The 22,290-nt window shown below is 70.3% G+C and carries 18 protein-coding genes; 11 read left to right on the top strand and 7 right to left on the bottom strand.

The window, feature by feature from the left end; all coding sequences use genetic code 11:
- The first annotated feature begins 5 nt into the window (after window positions 1-5).
- From DK368_RS10520 to DK368_RS10510, 3 genes are read left to right on the top strand one after another with little or no spacing between them, the layout of a single operon-like run.
- Window positions 6-998: a glycosyltransferase family 2 protein gene (locus DK368_RS10520; protein WP_114393903.1), complete on the top strand. Its 993-nt coding sequence runs from the start codon at window positions 6-8 to the stop codon at window positions 996-998.
- 31 nt (window positions 999-1,029) lie between these two features.
- Window positions 1,030-2,298 carry a glycosyltransferase family 4 protein gene (locus DK368_RS10515; RefSeq protein ID WP_162305978.1) on the top strand — a complete coding sequence of 423 codons (1,269 nt, stop codon included), beginning with the start codon at window positions 1,030-1,032 and terminating at the stop codon, window positions 2,296-2,298.
- On the top strand, window positions 2,295-3,155 hold the full coding sequence (locus DK368_RS10510; RefSeq protein WP_114393901.1) for a glycosyltransferase family 2 protein: 861 nt from the start codon (window positions 2,295-2,297) through the stop codon (window positions 3,153-3,155). Before DK368_RS10515 ends, DK368_RS10510 begins: the two co-directional genes overlap by 4 nt.
- Before the next feature lie 10 nt (window positions 3,156-3,165).
- On the opposite strand, the gene DK368_RS10505 is transcribed toward DK368_RS10510, so the two are convergent.
- The 6 genes from DK368_RS10505 to DK368_RS10485 form a co-directional block, all read right to left on the bottom strand.
- Window positions 3,166-3,819, bottom strand: coding sequence for a 2OG-Fe(II) oxygenase (locus DK368_RS10505; RefSeq protein ID WP_114393900.1), 654 nt, complete (start codon window positions 3,817-3,819; stop codon window positions 3,166-3,168).
- A 3-nt stretch (window positions 3,820-3,822) separates the two neighbouring features.
- On the bottom strand, window positions 3,823-5,721 hold the full coding sequence (locus DK368_RS10500) for an ABC transporter ATP-binding protein (protein ID WP_162305977.1): 1,899 nt from the start codon (window positions 5,719-5,721) through the stop codon (window positions 3,823-3,825).
- Window positions 5,714-6,898 carry a nucleotidyltransferase domain-containing protein gene (locus tag DK368_RS10495; RefSeq protein ID WP_114393898.1) on the bottom strand — a complete coding sequence of 395 codons (1,185 nt, stop codon included), beginning with the start codon at window positions 6,896-6,898 and terminating at the stop codon, window positions 5,714-5,716. Before DK368_RS10495 ends, DK368_RS10500 begins: the two co-directional genes overlap by 8 nt.
- A 111-nt stretch (window positions 6,899-7,009) precedes the next feature.
- Window positions 7,010-7,153, bottom strand: a complete 144-nt coding sequence (locus DK368_RS21370) for a hypothetical protein (RefSeq protein WP_155524545.1) — start codon at window positions 7,151-7,153, stop codon at window positions 7,010-7,012.
- 162 nt (window positions 7,154-7,315) lie between these two features.
- A complete protein-coding gene (locus DK368_RS10490; protein WP_114393897.1) occupies window positions 7,316-7,765 on the bottom strand; it encodes a lasso peptide biosynthesis B2 protein in 450 nt (149 codons plus the stop codon).
- Complete coding sequence (locus tag DK368_RS10485) at window positions 7,725-8,048, bottom strand: PqqD family peptide modification chaperone (protein WP_162305976.1); 324 nt, start codon at window positions 8,046-8,048, stop codon at window positions 7,725-7,727. The genes DK368_RS10490 and DK368_RS10485 overlap by 41 nt, the downstream gene beginning before the upstream one ends.
- Before the next feature lie 372 nt (window positions 8,049-8,420).
- Between DK368_RS10485 and DK368_RS10480 the strand changes: the two genes are divergently transcribed.
- The 3 genes from DK368_RS10480 to DK368_RS10470 are packed head-to-tail and all read left to right on the top strand — an operon-like array spanning window position 8,421 to window position 14,354.
- Window positions 8,421-10,433 carry an asparagine synthase-related protein gene (locus DK368_RS10480; protein ID WP_114393895.1) on the top strand — a complete coding sequence of 671 codons (2,013 nt, stop codon included), beginning with the start codon at window positions 8,421-8,423 and terminating at the stop codon, window positions 10,431-10,433.
- The gene (locus tag DK368_RS10475) at window positions 10,406-13,444 is read left to right on the top strand and encodes a hypothetical protein (RefSeq protein ID WP_114393894.1); all 3,039 of its coding nucleotides are present in this window, start codon (window positions 10,406-10,408) and stop codon (window positions 13,442-13,444) included. The genes DK368_RS10480 and DK368_RS10475 overlap by 28 nt, the downstream gene beginning before the upstream one ends.
- A gap of 34 nt (window positions 13,445-13,478) precedes the next feature.
- Window positions 13,479-14,354 carry a glycosyltransferase family 2 protein gene (locus DK368_RS10470; protein WP_162305975.1) on the top strand — a complete coding sequence of 292 codons (876 nt, stop codon included), beginning with the start codon at window positions 13,479-13,481 and terminating at the stop codon, window positions 14,352-14,354.
- A 10-nt stretch (window positions 14,355-14,364) separates the two neighbouring features.
- Here the strand turns inward: DK368_RS10470 and DK368_RS10465 are convergent, their stop codons facing one another.
- Window positions 14,365-15,945: a M10 family metallopeptidase gene (locus tag DK368_RS10465; RefSeq protein WP_162305974.1), complete on the bottom strand. Its 1,581-nt coding sequence runs from the start codon at window positions 15,943-15,945 to the stop codon at window positions 14,365-14,367.
- 562 nt (window positions 15,946-16,507) lie between these two features.
- On the opposite strand from DK368_RS10465, the gene DK368_RS10460 reads away from it, so the two are divergent.
- The 5 genes from DK368_RS10460 to DK368_RS10440 all read left to right on the top strand — a co-directional run bounded on the left by DK368_RS10460 (window position 16,508) and on the right by DK368_RS10440 (window position 22,265).
- Window positions 16,508-17,467: an FkbM family methyltransferase gene (locus tag DK368_RS10460; protein ID WP_114393891.1), complete on the top strand. Its 960-nt coding sequence runs from the start codon at window positions 16,508-16,510 to the stop codon at window positions 17,465-17,467.
- A complete protein-coding gene (gene fcl, locus DK368_RS10455) occupies window positions 17,464-18,444 on the top strand; it encodes a GDP-L-fucose synthase (RefSeq protein ID WP_114393890.1) in 981 nt (326 codons plus the stop codon). Before DK368_RS10460 ends, fcl begins: the two co-directional genes overlap by 4 nt.
- A gap of 211 nt (window positions 18,445-18,655) precedes the next feature.
- On the top strand, window positions 18,656-19,087 hold the full coding sequence (locus DK368_RS10450; RefSeq protein WP_114393889.1) for a hypothetical protein: 432 nt from the start codon (window positions 18,656-18,658) through the stop codon (window positions 19,085-19,087).
- 209 nt (window positions 19,088-19,296) lie between these two features.
- Window positions 19,297-19,842 carry a peptidoglycan-associated lipoprotein Pal gene (gene pal, locus DK368_RS10445; RefSeq protein WP_114393888.1) on the top strand — a complete coding sequence of 182 codons (546 nt, stop codon included), beginning with the start codon at window positions 19,297-19,299 and terminating at the stop codon, window positions 19,840-19,842.
- A 257-nt stretch (window positions 19,843-20,099) separates the two neighbouring features.
- The gene (locus DK368_RS10440) at window positions 20,100-22,265 is read left to right on the top strand and encodes a PAS domain-containing protein (protein ID WP_155524544.1); all 2,166 of its coding nucleotides are present in this window, start codon (window positions 20,100-20,102) and stop codon (window positions 22,263-22,265) included.
- Window positions 22,266-22,290 lie beyond the last annotated feature (25 nt).

The raw sequence follows: 22,290 nt of genomic DNA, 5'->3' as shown, positions 1-22,290 counted from the left end.
CCGCCATGGCCCCCCGGACCCGCACGGGCACGCATGACGACACCGGCTTCGACCGGCCCGTCGTGCTGATCCTGTTCAACCGGCCGGCGGTGACGCGCCGCATCCTGGACGCCATCGCCCAGGTCCGGCCCCGGCATCTGCTGGTCATCGCCGACGGGCCGCGCCCCGGCCATCCCACTGATGCGGAGCGCTGCCACGCGGCGCGGGCCGTCATCGACCGGGTGGACTGGCCCTGCCGGGTGGAGACGAACTTCGCCGCCGCCAACATGGGCACGCGCCATCGCATCGCCTCCGGGCTGGACTGGGTGTTCGAGCGGGTGGAGGAGGCGCTGGTGCTGGAGGATGACTGCCTGCCGGACCCGACCTTCTTCCCGTTCTGTGCCGAGCTGCTGGACCGCTTCCGCGACGATGCCCGCGTCTTCGCCGTCTGCGGCCGCAGTTCCATGCCCGCCGGCCGCCGCAACCAGCCCTACAGCTATTACTACTCCACCCTGTTCGCCAGCTGGGGCTGGGCCACCTGGCGGCGGGCCTGGCGCCAGTTCGACATGGACATGCGGCTCTGGCCGCAGATGCGCCGGGAAGACCGGCTGCTGGACCTGTTCAACGACCGTGCCGCCGCCCGTTTCTGGACCTCCACCTTCGATCTGCTCCAGGCCGACCGTCTCAATTCCTGGGCCTACCGCTTCCAGCTGGCCTGCTGGGTCAACAACGGGCTGGTGGTGAAGCCGACGCGGCACCTGATCCGCAACATCGGCTTCGGGGAGGATGCGACCCTGACCAAGGACGTCATTCCCGGCGTCAACGATCAGGCGGGGCCGGTCGCCTTTCCCTTGCGGCATTTCCCGCTGATGCTCCCGGACCGGCAGAGCGATCTCGACGATCTCCGCCGCCGCTATTTCCGCCCATTGCACCGGCGGGCACTGTTCAAACTGCGGCGGCTGGCCCGCCGCCTTCCCCTGCTGCCGCAGCGTGCCCTGCAGCCGGCGGCCGAGGGCTGACGCCATGGACGCGGCAAGGACGGACAGCGCGATGCGCATCATCATGGTCAGCGATTTCGCCCACGTCACCGGCGGCGCGGCGCGGGTGGCGATCACGGCAGCTGCGGCCCTGGCCCGCAGCGGTGTGGAGGTCGATTACGTCACCGCCCTGGGGCCGCTCGATCCGGCCCTGGACCAGGCGCCGGTGCGCGTCCACCGGCTGCAGGCGGAGCATGTCTGGGACCGGCGCAATCCGGTGACCGCGGTGGCGGCCGCCATCTGGGACGGGAACACGCAGCGGCAGTTCGGCCGTCTGCTGGCCGGCTGCGATCCGGCGCGGACGATCGTCCATTTCCAGCAATGGACCAAGGCGATGACGCCCAGCGTCATCGCCGAGGCCAGCCGGCGGGGGTTCGCCCATGCCGTCACCCTGCACGATTATTTCATCGCCTGCCCCAACGGGAACTATTACAGCTTTCCCAAGGCCCGTCCCTGTCAGGCCAGACCCATGTCGCCGGGCTGCATCTTCAGCCGCTGCGACAGCCGCTCCAGCCTGCACAAGGCTGTCCGTCTGGCCCGCCATCTGGCCTTGCAGCAGGCCCTGGCCCGCAGCGGCCATCTGCCCGACTTCATCCATGTCAGTGCCGCGGCCCAGGCGGTGATCGGCCGCTTCCTGCCGCCGGCGGCGGTGCAGCATGTGGTGCCCAATCCGGTCCAGGTGGTCGATCATGGACCGGCGCCGGTGGACGACAATACCCGCTTCCTGTTCGTCGGACGGCTGACGCCGGAAAAGGGCTGCCTGCAGGTGGCGGAGGCGGCGCGCCTGGCCGGCGTCCCCGTCACCTTCGTCGGCGAGGGACCCTGCGATCCGCAGATCCGCCGGCTCAATCCCGCCGCCGAGATCATCTCCTGGATGCCGCCGGAGTCTGTTCTCGCCATGATGCGGCGTTCCCGCGCCCTGGTCTTCGCCTCGACCTGGCAGGAAACCGCGGGCCTCGTCTGTATCGAGGCGCTGGCCAACGGGCTGCCGGTCATTGTCACCGCCGGGTCGGCCGCCACCGGGCTGGTCGAGTCCGGAGAAACCGGGATCGTCATCCCGCCGGCGGATGTGCCGGCCCTGGTCACGGCCATGCGTGCCCTGGCCGGCCCGCATCAGGCGGCCCGTCTGGGGGCTGCCGCCCATTGGCGCTATTGGCGGAACCCACTCGACGAGGAACGGCATGTGCGTGAGTTGACGGGGGTCTATCGGGATATGCTGGCCCGGCGCCACAGTCCCGTCCCCGTGCCCTTCTCCGTCATGGCAACGCCGGAGGCGGTATGAGCGTCCCCAGCTTCCAGGCCTACGCATCCCTGGCCGCGCGCCGGCCGCCGGGGCCGGCCCCCCGCGTCAGCATCATCACCGTCTGCCTGGATGCGGCGGCCACGCTGGAGCGCTGCATTGCCAGCGTCCAGGCCCAGACCTTCGCCGATCTGGAGCATGTGGTGGTCGATGGTGGCAGCCGCGACGGCACGGTCGATCTGGTGCGCCGGCGGCTGCGGCCGCGCGACTACTGGATCAGCGAGCGCGATGCCGGCATCAGCGACGCCTTCAACAAGGGGCTGGCGCTGGCCCGGGGTGCCTATGTCCAGTTCCTCAATGCCGACGACTGGATGGAGCCGGACCAGGTGGCCAGGGCCGTATCCGCGCTGGAGCGGACGGGCGCCGACTACGTCTTCGGCGATCTGCTGTTCTATCAGGACGACCGCCCGACCTTCCGCCTGTGCGGGGATGGGCGGTATGCGCGCTGCATCGACCGCCGCATGCCGAACCTCAACCATCCCACGCTGCTGGCCCGCCGCGACTGTTTCGCCCGCATCGGCCTGTTCGATCCGGACTGGCGCTGCGCCATGGACTATGACTGGCTGCTGCGTCTGCACCGGGCCGGCGGGCGCGGCTGGTACGAACCCGGCCTCCTCGGGCACATGACCCATGACGGCGTGTCGAACCGCCAGTTCCGCCGCACCATCGACGAGGTCTGCCGCATCGCCATCCGGCATGGGCGGCCGCCGCTGCTGGCACGGGCCGAGGCGGGCTGCCGCCTGGTCAAGACGCTGCTGGCCCAGCCGGTCAAGTCCGCCGCCTTTCCCGTCTATCAGCGGCTGCGCGCCCTGATCAACCGCTCCTACCTGCCGATCTGACTCGCCGCCGTCAGGGTGCGGTCCCGTCATAGACCCAGATGTTCATGGCGAAGCGGCTGTCGGCGAAATGGCCGGACGGGCAGCTGACCCGTTCGACCGAATGCGGGGCCCAGGACGGGAAGGCCAGCAGCCGGTCGTGCTCCGGGCTGATGTCCAGCCCGGCGGCACCGGGGACCAGGGGATAGTACCGGAGCGCGCCGCCGCTGAAGCCGCGCGGGCGGCGGTGGAAATAATAGATCAGGCTCAGCTGGCGGTGGCCCTGGGTGATCGGCCGCGATCCCGCCGTCAGCGTGTCGATATGGCGGTTGAAATGGGCGCCGTCGCCATGGGCCGCCATCTCCACCTCGATGCGTCCCGCCGGGCAGGCCGACAGCCCGAACCGCGTGGACAGCTCCGGCACCAGCCGGCGCACGCGCTGGCGCAGGACCGGCTTCCACGGCCCCAGCTCCTTCAGAACCAGGGCCGAGCGGACGGCATTGTTCACCGTGCGCGCCATGCCCTGGACCACCAGGGCGGGCTGGAAGGCCGCTTCATGCGCAAGGGCGAAGGACAGCAGCCCCTCGCTCTCCTCGGCGCCCAGCCAGTCCGGCACGATGTGGTGGGGCAGGAAGGGAGCGGCGGCGGGCGGCCCGCCGGCTGTCGTGGCGTCCGCGAGTGTCGTCATGGCTCAGGCCCTTTCCGTCAGGCGGCTGGTGCTGTCCTCCGGGTGTCCGGCCCGCTGCGGCGGTGCCTGTTCCAGCCGCAGGACGCGGGCCAGATGCCCGTCGTCGCGGCCGGCCAGGGCGGCGAAGCTGCCGGCTTCGGTCACGCGGCCCGCCTCGATGACGACGACCTGATCGGCGAAGGCCATCATCGACAGACGGTGGGCGATGGTGACCACCGTGGTCCGCCCGCGCAGACCGCCGATGGAGCGGGCGATCGACGCCTGGCTCTGCGCGTCCAGGGCGCTGGTGGCCTCATCCAGGATCAGCAGGCCGGGGCGGCGCAGCAGCGCCCGGGCCAGGGCGATGCGCTGGCGCTCGCCGCCGGACAGACGGGTGCCGCGCTCACCCACCACCGTGTCCAGCCCGTGCGGCAGTTGGCGGACGAAGTCCCCGGCCGCGGCCAGGTCCAGCGCCTCCCACAGGGCAGCCTCGCCGGCGGCGGGCACCGCCAGATGCAGATTGGCGCGGATGCTGGCATGCAGCAGGAACGCCTCCTGCGGCACATAGGCCACCTGCCGGCGCCAGGCCGGCAACAGGGGCGGCGTCAGGGGCTTCCCGTCGATCAGGATGGCGCCGGCGGCAGGCTCGATGAAGCCCATCAGCAGGTCGGCGATGGTGGTCTTGCCGCTGCCGGACGGGCCGATGATGGCCGTGATCTGGTGCGCGGGGATGTGGACGCTGAGATCCCGCAGCACCGGCGGGGCGCCGGGATAATGGAAGCCGACGGCGTCGAAGCGGATATCGGGCCGCAGCCGCGCCGGGGCTGCCATCTGGTCCGCCACCGGGGGCGCCATCAGATCCGCAGCTACCGGCGGTTCCGCCGTTTCCGCCGCTGCCTCCAGCGCGCGCGCCATGGATTGGGCGGCGGCGAAGGAGGGCAGCTGCACCAGGAACTGCTGCACCCCCGTCTGCAACTGGGTCATCAGCGGCGACAGCCGGGCATAGAGCACGATCAGGATGGCCAGCTGGGCCCCGCCCAGGGCCAGCCAGGTGGCGCCAGCATAGAGGATGGCGCAGAGCGCCACCACGCCGGTGCACTGGAACAGCATGGCTGTGGTCTGCTGCAATGACACCACGGCCATGGTATCGGCGCGCATGCGCTCCAGCACGCGCTCGAACTCGGCGATGTAGCGGTCCTCCGCCTGGAAGCTGCGCGCCACCTTGATGCTGCCCAGGAATTCGGTCAGGGTGCGGAACAGGGCGCGCCGCCCGTCGCCCACGGCCATGCCGCTGCGCACGGCCCGCCGCCGCAGGGGGTAGAGCACGGCGAACATGCCGGCACCGATGCCCAGAACGATGGCGGTGATCTGGGGCGCCAGCAGCAGCGACACCGACAGATAGACGGCGATCATCACGCCGGCGTTCAGCCCCTGCAACAGGGCCAGAGCCACGCCTTCGATGCGCATGACGTCGGTGGTGACCATATGGTTGATGTCGGCCGGGCGGATACGGCCCAGGGCGGACCAGCGGGCCCGGCTGACGGCCCGGAACAGCCGCATGCGCACGGCATCGGTGAAGGCCAGCATCAGCCGCGTCAGATGCGCGGTCTTCAGGCGCATCAGCACGGTGCGCACCAGGATCAGGGCCAGACAGACCGCCAGCAGCCCGGCCAGGGACTGCGGCAGCGGCAACCGGTCCAGCAGGGGGCGCAGGCCGCCGGTGGGCAGGCTGCCCGTGCCCAGCCCGGCCAGTTCCAGCGCCGGGATGAACAGCAGCAGCGACAGTCCTTCCGACAGGCCGGCCAGCAGCAGCAGGGCCAGGGCCAGTCCCCCCTGCCAGCCGCACTGGCGCACGAAGACCTGCATGAAGGCCACCGACAGGGCGCCGGTGCCGCCCGCGGCCAGGGGGCCGCTCTCAGCCATGGGAGGCTCCGGCGCCGGGGCGCACGACGGTGATGACCCGGCGTGGCCGTGTCCGCGTCGCCTCCCGCCGCTCGCGCAGCCGCGCCGCCAGTTCGGTGGCCAGATAGCGGGGCCGGGGGCTGAGACAGAGCAGATACAGCAGCGACCAGGTGCGCTGGATATCGGGCCGGTCCTCCGGGGTCCGGCTTTCGCGGAACAGGTGCCGCTGCGCATGGGCGACCATGTAGCGGACCAGCGGATTGCCGCCGGCCTGCCGGCGCACAGGCTCCGGCACCGGGCTGTCCAGCAGGCCGTGCGCGATCATCATGGCCTGGAGCACGGCTGGGGCCACGCCCAGCCTGTCCGCCGTTTCGACCCAGTGCAGGGCGTCTTCCGCGGCGGCGGCGCGCAGCATGCGGTCCAGATCGCAGACCCATTGCAGCCGGCTCCAGTCGTGGCGGGTCCCATGCACGGCCAGGAAGGCGAATTCATGGGCGGGGGCCAAGGTGCGCAGCAGCGTCGGGCCGAAGCCGATATCGCTGCCCTGGGCATAGAGGGTGGCGAACGGCACCGGCATCAGGTGCGGGTTGGGTTGCAGGCGCTGGTGCAGTTCCAGCAGGACGCCCGTTTCGTCATGGCGGTAGGCGAAATGGTGGGTATGCCGGTCACGCCGGCTGCCGCTGACGCGCGGCGTGTCCGCGCGCGGGCTGAAGCCAGAACCGCGCAGGCGGCGGTCGGCGGCGGTCAGGTCGTCGGCCGCCACCAGCAGGTCCAGGTCGCCGGCATAGCGCAGCGCCACATTGCCGTACCAGCGCTGCGCCAGCGCCACCCCCTTCAGGGGGATGGAACGGATGCCGACACTGCGCAGGGCCGCCGTCGCCAGGCTCAACACCTCGACCAGCCGCAGCGCGGCACGGATATTGTCCTGGCACAGGCGGGCATAGCGCCGGCTGGGGCAGTCGGGCGCGCGTGCGGGCAATGTCCCGAACAGCGGATGCAGCAGCGGATAGACCCGCTGGCGCAGGACGAGCCGGTCGAACAGGCCCCGATCGAAGGAGGGCTGGCCGGGCACCGCTTCGCCATAGGCGCCGGCGGCGATGTGGGCGGCGTCCGGCGTTGCCCCCGCCTTGCACAGCGACAGCAGCAGGCGATGGTCGGGCCGCAACCGGTCGGCCAGATTTACCAGGGACGCGGGCATGATCGATCACCGCCGTCGCAGGGGGGGCGAAAGGGGGGCAGGTCGGCTGCCCCGCACGGAAAAATCCCCGGGGACCGGGCGTGGGCCCCGGGGGCGGCATGACGCCTGGGATCAGGACAAGGGATCGGGATTGGGGAAGGCGTTGTCCGCGCCGGGCTGCCCATCACTGTTGGGCTGGTCGGCGCCTTCGGTTCCGATCAGGTTGATCTTCTCGAAGCTGGGATCAATCCAAAGACTCTTTTGCGTGTGTTGCATTGTGTCCTCCGTTATTGAAGCAACGATTTTATTTTTCGTGAATAACGTGTACGAAATCAATCTATCAGTGTCAGCAATACATGTGGGCTTCTGGATCGAGCTTATATCGAAACTTTAGGGTAGTTTTTAGCCAATCATGCTCGTCTGTATATTCTCTGTTTTTCACTGAAAGCGTGCAATGCAGGTGAAATCCATCGGTGGCTCATAGCCGGTCACATAAAGGCGGCCGCTGCACAGCCAGGCATGGGCCTGGACCCTGGCCTCCCGCCCCCGGCGCAGGCCGAGGAACAGCACCGAGGTGATGCCGCGCCGTGCCAGCATGGTCTTGGCCGCCATGGCCTGGGGCAGGCACACGGCATTCCAGGGCACATGGCGGGCGGCGACGCTGACAGCCCAGCGCACCTGCCGCACCGTTGCCTCCTGTTCCGCCGTCAGCGGCAGCGGCCCCGTTGCCGCCGGTGTTCCAAGGCCGGGGCGGCGGCGGCGCAGATGCCCCAGCAGGATGCGCTGACGCGCGCGCAGCAACTGCCACGCCGCCTCCAGCAGCAGGCGGCGGCGGGCCGGGGGCAGATCAAGCCACCTGTTCAGCCGGCGCATGGGCAATGGGCGCATCGGCAAACGTCACCACCCGTTCCGCCCGCAGTCCTTCCAGGAAGGCGATGGTCTTCTGCTGACAGACCTCCGGGTCGACCTCATAGGTTGCCGCCAGCGCGCGGCACAGGCTGCCCACGCTCCGCGGCGTCTCCAGCAGCGACCAAATGTTCGCGCCGACGCTGTTGAGAACAAAGTAAGTCCCGGTGCCCATGCTCATCAGCGCCTTTTCCCCGCCGGCCATGTCGGCCATGACAAGATCGGCCTCGCGCCTGATCACGCTGTCCGCGCTGAGCGTCGTCATCTGGTGCCCCATTCTGGCGTTCCATTTGGCGTTGTCGGTTGGCGCTGTTGTGCCGTTGCATGCGGCGCAAACCAGGGCTTTGACAGTGCATTGCTGCTGGTTGGCAAGTCCAGGCCATAGTGGCGTTAATCCATACGGAAAATTATATGGCCTGTTGACCGTATCCGATGGCGCAGCGCAGCATGATGAAGCGATGCTGTATAGATGGAAGTCGCAATCTCTTGCCTGTCCGCTCTTTCGGCTAGGTCCGTGCTGTCCGGCATATTTCGTCTGCGCAGGTTCATCTTTGGCCTGGGCTCATTTTGGTTTGAAAACAGTCCTGTCGGAACCCCGGCGGGTTGCTGTCCTGTCGCCTGAGCGGGAGGGGTGCTCATGACCAGCATTGCCGGCGTCGTGGGATCGGGGGATGGGCCCGCCGCATCGGATATCGTCTGGTCCATGCTGGCGCTGCCCTGCGGCGGGCGCCGCGCCGGCCCGCGGCTCTGGGCGGAGGACGGGGTCTGCCTGGGCAAGAACCAGGCGCTGCTGCACCCGGGGGACAGCGCCCTGGCGCCGCCAGTCCTGGCCGGCGACGGGCGGTTCGTGCTGGTGGCCGATGCCGACCTGGCCGAGCGGCGGCCCCTGGCCCAGGCCCTGGGGATGGACCTGGGCGGGCAGGACCCGGCCGGACCGGACATCGGCGATGACCGGTTGATCGCCGCCGCCTATGCGCGCTGGGGCCACGACTGCGTCACCCGCCTGTCCGGCGCCTTCGCCTTCGCCATCTGGGACCGCCGGGACCGGACCCTGTTCTGTGCCCGCGACCATCTGGGTCTGCGTGCCCTTTATCACACGCGGCGCGGGGACGGCCTCTGCGTCGCCGGCAGCGTCCGTTCCCTGCTGGCGCTGCCCGGCGGGCCGCCGCCGCTGGACCAGACGACACTCGGCCTGTTCCTGGTCCATTGCGCCGATGCCGGGGAGCGCACCTGGTTCACCGGCATCCAGCGTCTGCCGCCGGCCCATCGGCTGGTCTGGCAGCCGGGAGGGACGCCGCACATCTCCCGCTACTGGTCCCTGGCCGACGCGCCGCGGCTGCATCTGCCGCGGGTGGAGGACTATGCCGACGCCCTGCGCGACCTGCTGCGGGAGCGGGCGGAAAGCCTGGCCGGCACCGGGGCCGGGCTGGCGGTCCAGCTCTCCGGCGGGCTGGATTCCTCGTCGTTGGCCTGTCTGCTGGCGCAGCGTCTGCGCCAGGATGGCCGCCGCCTTGTCGCCGTCTCCTCGGTGCTGCCGGCGGGGCACCAGGGGCCGGAGGCGGATGAACGCCCCTATATCGAGGCCGTGGCTGCCGCCAATCCCAATATCGATCTGTACTATGTCACGGCCGAGGACGAGACGCCCTTCGACGGGCTGGAGGTCGGGTTCGAGGCACTGTCCCAGCCCTGCCGCCATCCCTTCGACTACATGACGGCGGCGCTCTGGCGCACGGCGGCGGCGCAGGGCGCGCAGATCATGGTCGATGGCTATGTCGGCGATTCCTCCGCCTCCTTCCAGCATGGCGCCGTCTTCCTGGATCTGGCGGTGACGGGGCGCTGGGGCCGGTTCCACCGCGAACTGGCCCTGCTGGCCAGGGCCTACCGGCAACCGCGCCGCCGCATCCTGGCCCGGGCGCTGGCGCCCCTGATCCCCGACCACTGGTTCCATCCCGGCAGCCGCATCAACAATGGCGGTGCCCGGCGCTATATGGCGATCTCCGCCATCCGGCCGGATTTCGCGCAGCGGCATGGGATCAAGGAGCGGTTGCGGGCCACGCAACGCCCGCTGTCCTGGCCCCGCCGCTTCAGCCTCAGCGCCCGCCTGCAGGAGGGGCTTTCCTCCAGCACGCCGGCCTCGGTGCAGGAGGAAAGCCTGGCCCTGGCCCGCTTCGCCGGTGTCGGCATCGCCCGCCCGTTCCTGGACCGCAGGCTGTTCGAGCTATGCCGCTCGGCGCCGCTGGACGCCATCCACCGCGACGGCTTCGGCCGGCGGCTGCTGCGCGACGCCATGGCGGACATTCTGCCCGACGCCGTGCGCTGGCGGGTTAGCAAGGGGGCCTTCACCCCCGATTTCCACCACCGCATCGCCCGCCGGCGCGACTGGCTGCTGCAGGATCTGGCGCGGCTGGAGGGCAATGCCGCCGTGCGGGACTGCCTGGATCTGGGCAAGATGCGCCAGATCGTCAACGAGACGGCCCGGCGCATGTCCTACAATGGCTGGGACATCCGCACCCAGGCCGTCGTCATCACCGGCCACCGTGTCGGCCGCTTCATCGAATGGGCCGAGCGGCTGCGGGCGGACACGGCCGGCGCCGCCATGCCCCAGCGCAGGGGAGCCGATCTGTGCATCATTACCAGTTCTCCGGCCTGACGGTCCGTTCCGCCCTGCCGTTGCCCGAACTGCCGGCGGTGCCGGCCGGGCCGGCCGATGTGCAGGTCGATGTCGGGGCTGTGGCCGATCTCGATGGTGCGGGACAGACGCCCCGCTACCGCGTGGGCGAGGACGGGGTCGATGTGTCGATCCCCTGGGCGGCCAATTTCCGCATCACCGGCGGCTGCCGCATCCTGGTGGCGCCGAAGCCGGGGGCCGATGCGCGGGCCGTCCGCCTCTATCTGCTGGGGTCCGGGTTCGCCGCCATCTTCCATCAGCGCGGCCTGCTGCCCTTCCATGCCAGCGTCGTCAGCCGGGGCGGGACGGCGGACGGGCAGGGCGCCTGTGTCGGCTTCGTCGGGGAATCCGGGGCGGGCAAGTCCACCATGGCGGCCGTGCTGCTGCGGGCCGGCTACCAGCTGCTCAGTGACGATGTCTGCGTCACCCGTATCGCCGCCGACGGCACGATCCGGGCCTTTCCCAGTTGCGGCCGCATCAAGATGTGTTTCGACACGCAGCTGGCCATGGGCCAGGGGCCGGAGGCGTTGCAGGCGCTCATGCCCGGCGTCGACAAGACCGATGTGGCGCAGCCTCTGGTCCAGGCCCCCGACGGTCTGCCGCTTCGCCTGCTGTACGAACTGGTCAGCGATGACACGGCGGGCGCGCCCCGCAGCGAGGCGGTGGACACGCCAACGGCGCTGCGCATCCTGCTGGGCAACACCTTCCGCGGCTATTTCCTGACCCGGTCCCAGGCGCAGCGGCGTTTCCTCGACTGCACGCGCATGGCGGCGCTGCTGGCTGTACGCCGTCTGGTCCGGCCGCGCGGCTGGCAGCATATGGACGCCGCCGCCGCCCTCGTCGCCCGCGACCTCGCCGCGTTGTCGAAGCGGCCGCCCGCGGTGCAGGACCCCGCCGGGCCAGGGCGGGCAGGGCCGGGGCAGCCGGGGCCGGGGCAGAATGGGGGGGAAGGCCATCTTGGCCGGATCGTGGCGGGTGGTCTGCTGGCCCTGGCGCTGATGCTGGCGCCCCGTCCGGCGCCGGCCCTGGCCCTGGCGGCGGACCGGCCGGGGCAGGTCTATGCACCGGGGGAGACGGCGCGGATCACCGTCACGGCGGAGGCTGGTCCCCTGGACTGGCATCTGGAAACCGAAACGGGGGAGCGGGTGGCCGGCGGCGCCCTGGAGCGTCCCGCGGACGGGACGGTGCCGCGGCTCGATCTGCCCCTGGCCACGCCCGGCTATTACGAGCTGGCGATGCGCGAGCCGGGAACGGCCACGCCGGCGCGGCTCAGTCTGGCCGTGCTGCCGCCGCCGGCCCGGCCCTCGGCCCGCTACGGGGTCATGACCCATTTCGCCCAGGGCTGGGACACCGACATCGTCCCCCTGATCGCCCGCGCCGGCATCGGTCAGGTCCGGGACGAGATGTATTGGAACCATGTGGAGCGGGAACCCGGCCGCTATGCCGTGCCGGACCGGGTCCAGACCTATATGCAGGCGCTGTCGGCCCAGGGCATCACGCCCCTGCTGGTGCTGAGCTTCGAGAACCGCCTCCATGATGACGGCAATACCCCCCATACCGACGCCGGCCGCGCCGCCTTCGCCGCCTATGGCCGCTTCCTGGTCGAGCGCTTCGCGCGGGAGATCCCGGCGGTCGAGGTCTGGAACGAGTTCAACGGCAGCTTCTGCAAGGGGCCGTGCAGCGAGGACCGGCCGGGGAGCTATGCCGCCCTGCTGCGCACCACCACCGCCGCATTGAAGCAGGCGCGCCCGCGCCTGACCGTGGCCGGCGGTGCGGCGGTGCTGCTGCCGGAACCCTGGTTCGAGGCGCTGTTCGCCCAGGGCGCGCTGGACTCTATGGATGCCGTCGTCATCCATCCCTACCGCCCCGTGCCGGAAGGGGTGGAGCTGGACATCGCCCGCCTGCGCGAACAGATCCGCCGCCACAATGGCGGCCGCGGCAAGCCGATCTGGGCCACCGAATTCGGGCGCCAGGAGCATACGCCGGAGGGGCGGCGCTGGGCCGCGGCCTATCTGGTCCGTCACGCCACGCTGATGCTGAACACCGGGGTCGAGCGGCTCTACTGGTATCTGCTGCGGGACGACGGGAAGTTCGCCGGCATGGGGCTGCTGCGGGCCGCCGACAGCCCGCTGGGGCGCTACGCCCCGGCTCCCGCCTATGTGGCCTATGCCACCTTCATCCGCATGGTGGGGACGGCCCGGCCGCAGGGGCGGCTGTCCAGCGACCGCCGCACCCGCATCTACCGCTTCGACCGGGGCGGGACGCCGCTCCAGATCGCCTGGTCGCCGGACGGTCCGGCCGAGGTGGAGTTGGCGGCGGCGCAGGGGCTGGTGCTGACCGATCTCATGGGCCGGCAGAGCCGGCTGCCGGCGCGGGGCGGCGTGGTCCGGCTGACCCTGACGCCCACACCCGTCTATCTCGACGGTCCGGTGCAGTCGGTCAGGGATCTCGGCCGGCAGCCGCTGCTGGCCGACAGCCGGGACGAGTTCGCCGCCGCGGGCGCCGGCGTCTGGAGTTACGGCTCCGTGGTCGAACCGCAGGCGGCGGGGCGGGGCTGTTCCGGCGGCGGCTATCTGCCCGACGCCGTGCGCCCGTTGCAGTGGCGCCAGGACGAATGGGGGGGCGCCTGGCGCGGTGCCACGCCCTATCTCCAGATCAATGCCGCCGGGTCCCATCCCGGCATTTCCGGCACATCGCAGGTCTGGGCGGTGCGGCGCTGGACGGCGGCCCGGCCGGGGACCCTGACCCTGACCGGGCGGGTCCAGCCCTCCTCCGGCCGCGGCGACGGCGTCTGCGCCCTGATCCTGGCCGACGGCAGGCCGCTCTGGGCGGTATCGCTGGGGGGGGAGGCGGGATCGCAGCAGGCGTTCCGGCTGCCGGTGACGGTGCAGGCGGGGACGCGGCTCGATTTCGTGCTGACGCCGGGACCGGCGCTGGACATCAACCATGACAGCACCAGCTTCGACGTGCAGATCGAGGAGGGGGCGCGCTGAGCTCCGGCCGGGCATGAAACGGGGGGGGAATACCATGGGCACGCACATCCATGTGGTGGTCCCGGTCCACAACCGGCGCACCGTCACCGAAGGTCTGATCCTGGATCTCTGCCGTCAGAGCTGGCGGGACTTCACCCTGTTCCTGGTCGATGACGGCAGCACCGACGGCACCGCCGACATGGTGCGCACCCATCTGCCGGGAACGGTCGTGCTCCAGGGCGACGGCACGCTCTGGTGGGGCGGGGCGCTGCATCTGGCCTATCGCACGCTCTGCCGGCGCCTGCACGACGGCAGCAGCCGGGCCGACGATCTGGTGCTGATCCTCAACGACGATACCCGCATCGGCCCGGCCTTCCTGGAACAGGCGGCCACTTTATTGCGGCCCCGGTCCATGCTGCTGGCCCGGGCCTTCGACCTGCGCACCGGGCGGCCCTCGACGGCCGGAGTGCAGGTGGACTGGCGGCGCCTGCAGTTCGACTTCCAGGCGCCGCCGGAGAAGATCACCTGCTTTTCCACCCGCGGGCTGGTGCTGCGGCTGGGGGACTTCCGCGGAACCGGCGGCTTCCGGCCCCGGCTGCTGCCCCATTACCTGTCCGACTATGAATTCACCATCCGTGCCCACCGGCGCGGCCTGGCCTTCCAGCTGGCGGACGCGTTCCAGCTCCAAGTCGATCTGGGGACCACGGGGCTGCACCGCATCCAGGCCGGGTCGGCACGGGACTATCTGGCCAAGCTCTTTTCGAAGAAGGCGCCGGCCAATCCGGTCTATTTCTCGGTCTTCGTGCTGCTCTGCTGTCCCTGGCGCTTCGTGCCCCGCAACCTCGCCCGTCTGTGGCTGGGCGCGCTGCGGGGGCTGGAGCGCAGCCTGCGGTCCCGTGCCCGGCCGGGTCCCGGCCGGGTCGCGGAATGACCCGGCGGGGTCAGGCCGTCAGGAAATAGCCCTGGTCGTGCGGCACCAGCACGTCATGCTTCAGCAGATCGGTCATGCTGATCCCGTTCAGCACGATCTTGTCGCCGCCGCCCAGGTCAAGCTGCACGCCGGACCCACCCTGGGCCAGGGACAGGCGTCCGTCGCCCAGGCTGTCGATGCCGAAGCTGGTCAGGTCCAGCTTGTCGATGCCCAGTTCGAAATTGAAGATGCGGTCGCCCTGGAAACCCTTGCTGAACACGAACAGGTCGCAGGCGCCATCCAGCGGCGTGCTCAGCCGGTCGTTGCCGGCGCTGCTGAGGAAGATGTCGGCGCCCTTGGTGCCGGTGGTCAGCTCCGACGCGGCGGTTCCGGTCAGCACGGTCGCATCCGGTGCCGGTACGGGAACCGGGGTCGGGCTGGGGGCTGTGGGGGCCGGCGGCAGCGAGGCCACGGGCGGGACCGGGCGCAGCTGGTCCAGGGTGAAGGTGCCGTCGGCGAAGCTGAACTGCTCCACATTGCGGACGACGTCGCTCCCGTCGCCGCTGTGGGTGATGCGGATGCCGTCATCCAGGACGCTGACGGTGTAATGGGCGCGGATGTCGCTGTAGACCGCCTTGTCCGTGCCGCTGCCGCCGTCGATGGTGTCGTTGCCCTTGCCGCCGGTGATGGTATCGTTGCCGGCCCCGCCGCGCAGCACATTGTCCAGGGCGTTGCCGGTCAGCGTGTCGTTGCCGGCCCCGCCAGTGGCGTTCTCGATCTCGGCGCCATAGGCGATGGCGATGTTGTTCTTGGCCGCCTTGGTGCCGCACAGGCCGATGGAGCTGAAGGCCCCGTCGTTGAGGTCGATGCAGACGGTGGCGGTTTCGCCGCTGGCATCGAAGGTGTCGATGCCGCCGCCATCCCAATAGGTGGCGATCAGATCCTTGGTCCCGGCGAAGCGGTAGACCGTATCCCCCGCCTGATAGGACATGTTGGCGCCGTACAGATATTGCAGGGCGGCGATGTCGTACAGCTGCAGCGTGGCCGGCCGCACCGAACCCATGCCCGGATGCAGGTTGTAGGACATGACGGTGTATTGCTCATTGTCCTGGGCCTTGGGCAGGAACGGACCCTCCCCGTCGCCATAATCGCCGGTGTGCTTCAGCCCCAGCGCATGCCCCAGCTCGTGCAGGATGGCGAAATAGGATTTCGTGCCGACCACGGGCGCGTCATAGCCCGCCTTGGACGAGCTGATCCAGACATCGCCGCCCATCTTCACGCCCGGCCCATAGGCCCAGCCGGTGGCGCTGGTGTTCTTGGCATTGCCGAAGGTGATGTCGCCGGCGCTGGTGGCGGTCTGCGCCGTCTGCACGAAGCGGATATTGGCCACGCTGGACACCATGGACAGGATGTCCTGCGTCGCGGCCTGTTGTGCCGCGGTGAACGGGGTCATGCCCTTCCATTCGGTCCAGCCCGCGGGATAATAGCTGGGGGTCGAGGTCAGGAAGCTGTAGCTGACGGTGGTGGCGCCGGTGCTGGCGCTGGCGGCCTTCCAGAAGCGGGTGCCGCCATAGATCACAGCGTCGATTGTGCCGGGGGGGGGCGCACTCATGATCGGGGTCCTTCTCCACTGCGTGCATCGAAAGAAGTAACTCGTCTTTGCCATGCACTAGTGGGCTACCCCGAAAGCGTCCAGAGACAACGGCCCCATGTCGACGAACGGTCACAGTTCTGACAGCAATGCAGAAATTTCTCCGACCGTTTTGATTTGAAATTCGTTGAAATCGGTTCGGTTCTGATCCGTGCGGGCGGCTGTCAATGACTTGACATGCTCTGTCTTCGTCTGGTTCCGCTCCCGGCTGCGCCAGATCGGTCGGCGGCCGTCCCAGGGGATCGGCGCATCCGGTGTGGCGGCGCGAAGGGGGCGCGGCCTCCCCGGCCGTGCCGGTCGGGGTGCCGCCGGCCCGATCTCCCCGTCCGGACGAATGGCGAAACGGGCCTGGCCGCCGCCGGGTGGGGGAACCGGCTCCCGCCGATGGGGGATAGTCTTCTGCCTGCTGCGCCCGGCGGCCGCTTTGGCCGATGATCGCTGTCGCATCGCACCATGGCGTCCTGCCGCCCGTCCGGCGGTGCCCGGTGCCGCCATGGCGTCCACCCCCGGGATTGAGGGTCGCATGCTGGCCTCACAGGAACAGCTGGTGCAGCAGTTACAGGCGGCGGCGGGACAGACGGCGCGCTTCCAGCGCTTCCGCCGCAATCCGGCGGGCGTGGCCCAGTTGAAGCTGGCCCTGTCGCTGGGTGTGGTGCGCGAGGTCACGCTGCATACCTTCGCCGGTCAGACCTTGCGCGGCGTGCTGCCGGAGATCGTTTCCACCACCATCTGCCGCTTCGGCTATTTCGAGCCGGACCTGACCCGGGCGCTGATCTGCCTGCTGCGGCCCGGCGGCACCTTCCTCGATGTCGGCGCGCATATCGGCTATTTCTCGGTGCTGGCCAGCCGGCTGGTCGGGCCGCAGGGACGCGTGGTGGCCTTCGAGCCGACGCCGCGCACGGCGGCGCTGACCCGGCGCAATCTGGCGCCCTATCCCCAGGCCCGGGTGGTGGGCATGGCGGCCTGGAACCGGCGGGAGACGCTGACCTTCAACGATTTCGGCTGGGCGCATTCCGCCTATAACAGCTTCACGGCGCCGCGCCTGTCCGGTCAGGCGGTGACGGCGACGCCGCTGACGGTGCCGGCCACCGATCTCGACAGCTATATCGAGGAGAACGGCCTGATCCCCAGCCTCATCAAGATCGATGCGGAATCCGCCGAGATGCAGGTGCTGCAGGGGCTGGAGCGCACCATGGCACGCCACGGGCCCATCCTGTCCATCGAGGTCGGGGACAAGGACATCGCCGGTGTGCCCAGCAGTGCCGCCATTCTCGGCCATGCCATCGCCCGGGGCTACGCGGCGTTCGATGTCACTGCCAGCGGACTGCATCCCCATGTGCCCCGGCAGCAGTACCGCACCGGCAACATCCTGCTGGCCAGGACCGATCTGTCGGCCGTGCGCCTGGCGCCGCTGGCCGCATCCGGCCCCCGGGCGGGGACGGGCATGGACCCCGATACGGAACAACATGGAGGCAGGGCATGAGCGGCGGGTTCGATCTCGGCGGACGGCGGGTCTGGGTGGCCGGGCACAGGGGGATGGTCGGCGCGGCCGTCTGCCGTCGGCTGGCCGGGGAGGATTGCACGCTGCTGACGGTCGGGCGCGAGCGGCTGGATCTGCGCGACCAGCGGGCCGTGCTGGACTGGATGCGCGACCAGCGGCCGGACGTGGTGGTGCTGGCGGCGGCGCGCGTCGGCGGCATCCATGCCAATGACAGCCAGCCCGCCGTCTTCCTCTATGAGAACCTCATGATCGAGGCCAACATCATCGAGGCGGCCCGGCAGACGGCGGTAGAGCGTCTGCTGTTCCTCGGCTCCTCCTGTATCTATCCGCGTCTGGCCGAGCAGCCGATCCGCGAATCATCCCTGCTGACCGGACCGTTGGAGCCGACCAACCAATGGTATGCGGTGGCCAAGATCGCCGGGATCAAGCTGTGCCAGGCCTATCGGCGCCAGTATGGCTGCCGCTTCATTTCCGCCATGCCGGCCAATCTCTACGGGCCGGGTGACAATTTCGACCTGACCACCAGCCATGTGCTGCCGGCCCTGATGCGCAAGATCCACGAGGCGGCGGAACGCGGGGCGGAGACGGTGGAGGTCTGGGGAACGGGACGGCCCCGCCGTGAATTCCTGCATGTGGACGATCTGGCCGATGCCCTCCTGTTCCTGCTGCGCCACTATGATGGTGAGGAGCCGGTCAATGTCGGCACCGGGGAGGACATCGCCATCGCCGATCTGGCCCGGACCCTGGCGGATGTGGTCGGCTGGTCCGGGCGCATCGTCTATGATCCCGGCAAGCCCGACGGCACGCCGCGCAAGGTCATGGATGTGTCGCGGCTGGCGGATCTGGGCTGGACGGCCCGGATCGGGCTGACGGAGGGTCTGGCCTCCACCTACGCCTGGTTCCGCAGCAACAGCGGGACCCTGCGCCAGTCCCGGCCCGTGGTGGTTCCGGCGGCGTGAGGGCGTCGGTGTCCGCCTGATGGCCGATCTGCCGGCCCGGACCCGGCCGATGACAAGAAAGCGACTTTGCCGTCGGCGTGAAACCATCATCGCCGCGGCTTTGTTCTGCGGATGACGCGCCGCTGGCGGCGCCCGTGCCATCGTTTCGGCTCTTTTCACGGGTTCCCTTTCGGTGCAGCCTGTCCGGGCCGGATTCCAGGAGCGTTCCGTAGTGCCGCACCGACCGCTGTTCTCCCTCGCGCTGATCCTGGCCGCCTCGGCCGGGTCGGCCACCGCCACGGAGCGGGAACCCGGGGCGCTGCCGCCGGTCGGCGCGGTCGATTGGCCGCGGCCCGGGGGGCTTGCCCCCGGCCGGCCGGACTCCGGCTGGGCCGGGGGGCTGGGGCTGGAGGATGGCATGTTCGCCCCCGGGGCCGGTGCCCTGGCGGGGTTCACCACCCGCACCGGCCCGCCCGCGCGCACCGGTCTGCTGGCCTCGGCCCACCGCCATCCGCCGACGGCATTGCCCGAGGCGGAATCCGTCCGGCCCGTGCCGGCGGACCTGTTCCGGCATCCGCCTGTCCTGCCGGGGCCGCCGGAGTGGATGGGACCGGACAGCGACGCGCCGGACGATCCGCTCTCCGCCCGGCCGGCGGCCCGCTGACCTCCCGCCTCGCGGGCGTGCGCGGCTCTGCCGCAATCCCACCCGAATTCTGCCTTTCTTTATCGCCAGAGTTGCGGCACGACGACAGGCGGGAGCATCACCGCCGGCTCCTGCACATGCCGGCGTCGCGTCCTGACCTCTTGTCATGTTCGTCCAGGGCGTTAGGTTCGCCTCACCCCAGTCCTGCTGTTCAGAGAGAGTGTTCACCGATGGGCAAGGCCTTCGTCACCGTTGCCGTTCTCAGTTCCCTCCTTCTGGCCGGCTGCCGCAGCGCCGGTGATTCCGACTACTCCGCCGGTGGCGGCGGTGACGGGTTCGGCGCCAATGGCAGCGGCGGCACCTACGGTTCCGCCGGGACCGCCTCGGTCAGCAGCCAGTCCCTGGCCGGCTCGGCCGCGCCGGGATCGCAGCAGGATCTGGCCCAGTCCGTGGGGGACCGGGTCTATTTCGGCACCGACCGTACCGACCTGTCGCCGGAAGCGCAGTCGATCCTGCAGCGTCAGGCCGAATGGATGCGGCGCTATCCCAATGTCAACGTGACCATCGAGGGGCATGCCGACGAGCGTGGCACCCGCGAATACAATCTGGCCCTGGGCGACCGCCGCGCCAGCTCCGTGCGCGCCTTCCTCATCGCCCAGGGCATCCCGGCGCAGCGCGTCGCCACTGTCAGCTACGGCAAGGAGCGGCCGGAGGTGACCGGCGCCGATGAGCAGGCATGGCAGCGCAACCGCCGCGCCGTGACCGCCGTGGACTGACAGCCGCCACCCGCGCGGGCCGCTGCGGTTCCGGCGGGTGGCCCGCGCGGCCCGGGTGACCGGCTTCCGACCGGGGCGGGGGGCAATTTTCCTGCTTTTCCGCCTATGTCCGCCCAGGTCCCGTGTCACCGAAAGCGATATTGGCGCCCCCTGGTGCCGTGCCTAAGGTGCGGCGTGGGCCGGCTCGATCGAGCGGCTCTTTGCTGCGCCCCGGGGCGGGGAAGCCCGCCGGCCGGGCCGCCGACAGGGGAGACGATGTGTCAGGTCTCATGGATGCCGCCCCGGCGCGGCCGGACACGGCCCGGCCGGAACCGCTGGTCGTCGACCGCGCCCTGAGCGACCTCGACTGCCGGGCGCTGCTGCGGGCCTCTCCCAATCCCTACGTCGTTCTCGATTGCTCCTTCACCATCGTGGCGGCCAACGACGCCTATCTGCGGGTGACGGGGCATCCGGCCGACGCGATCATCGGCCGCGGCATGTTCGAGGCCTTTCCCGACCGCGAGAACGAACCCCAGCTCCGCGCCTCCTTCGAGCGGGTGCTGCGGACGCGGCGGCGCGATACCATCGCCCTGATCCCCTACGCCATCTCCCGCGACGGCGGCCCGCCCGACCTGCGCTACTGGTCGGCCACCCACACGCCCGTGCTTGCCGGCGACGGATCGGTGTCGCTGATCCTCCAGCACACGGTCGATGTGACCGAACTCCAGCAGTTGCGCGCGGCGGCGGAAAGTGGCGGGATCCGCGATCAGCCGTCCCAGCAGGCGGAAAGCGATTTGTGGCAGCGGGCCCGCATCGTCCAGGAAACCAACCTGCTTCTCGATGCCGAGCGCGACCGGCTGCAAAGCCTGTTCGCCCAGGCGCCGGGCTTCATGGCCGTGGTCCGCGGTCCGGACCATGTCTTCGAGATGGCCAATGCCGCCTACCTGTCGCTGATCGGGCGGCAGGACATCATCGGGCGCCGCGTGCGCGAGGTACTGTGGGAGCTGGAGGGGCAGGGCTTCTATGAGCTGCTGGACAAGGTCTACCGGACCGGGACCACCTATTCCGGCCGGGATATCCGTATCCTGTTGCAGCGCCACCGGGACCCGGACCCGGCCGCCCTTTACCTCGACTTCGTCTATCAGCCCCTGGTGGCCGCCGACGGCAGTGTGACCGGCGTGTTCGTCCAGGGGCACGATGTGACCGAGAAGCGCCGGGCCCAGGACGAGCTGGAACTCTACAGGACGCATCTGGAGGATCTGGTCCGGGAGCGGACGGCGGCCCTGGCCGCCAGCGAGGCCCGCCGCGCCGAGGTGCAGGCCGCCCTGCTCCAGGCCCAGAAGGCCGAGGCCATCGGCCAGCTGACCGGCGGCGTGGCGCATGATTTCAACAATCTGCTGCAGGCTCTGTCCGGTTGCCTGCAGATGCTGTCCCGCCGGATCCCCGCCGATGACGACCGCTCCCGTACCCTGTTCGCGGCGGGGCAGCAGGCCATCGACCGCGGCGCCAAGCTGACCCAGCAGCTTATGGCCTTTGCCCGCCGTCAGGCGCTGCGGCCGGAGGCGGTGGACGTGCATGACCGCATCCTGTCCATGTCCGGCCTGCTGTCGCGGGCGCTGCGCGCCGACATCCGTTTCGACATGCGCTTCGCCCCTGGATTATGGCCGGCGGAAGCCGACCCCACCCAGTTCGAGCTGGCGGTGCTCAATCTGGCGGTCAATGCCCGTGACGCCATGCCGGCAGGGGGCCAGCTGGTCATCACCGCGTCGAACCTGCCACTCGGTCCCGGTGATCCGCGGGGGCAGGAGGGCGACTATGTCCGTGTCGAGGTGGCCGATACCGGGACCGGCATGTCGGCGGCCGTGCGGGAGCGGGCCTTCGATCCCTTCTTCACCACCAAGGCGGTGGGCAAGGGCACGGGGCTGGGGCTGTCCCAGGTCTATGGCTTCGCCCGCCAGTCCGGTGGTCAGGCCTGGATCGACAGCGAGGAGGGGCGCGGCACCCGCGTGACCCTGCTGCTGCCGCGGTCGCAGCGTCAGCCGCGCCGCGGTGTGGCGCCGGTGCCGGCCGCGGTCGTGGGCGGCGGCTGGCGCGTGCTGCTGGTGGAGGATGATCCCGTGGTCGCGCCCACCGTCTGCGCCGTGCTGGAGGATCTTGGCTACAGCGTGCGGCGCACCACCACGGCCGACGAGGCGCTGATCCTGCTGCAGGCCGGGGAGCCGGTGGATCTGCTCTTCACCGACGTGGTAATGCCCGGCGCCCTCGACGGCGTGGCCCTGGCCCGGGCCGCCCGTGCGATCCGGCCCGATCTGCCGGTGGTGCTGACCACCGGCTACAGCGAGGAGGTGGCGGCGGCGGACGGGCTGACCGTGCTGCCGAAGCCCTATCAGGTCCAGGCTCTGGCCGCCGCCCTCGACAGCGAACTGCGCCGCAGCCGGGGGTGAGCCGCCAGGGCTGCCCCCCGCCGGC

It is taken from the genome of Oleisolibacter albus (assembly GCF_003336875.1).
Lineage (GTDB): Bacteria > Pseudomonadota > Alphaproteobacteria > Azospirillales > Azospirillaceae > Niveispirillum > Niveispirillum album.
This window is presented reverse-complemented; position numbering and strand designations above follow the sequence as displayed.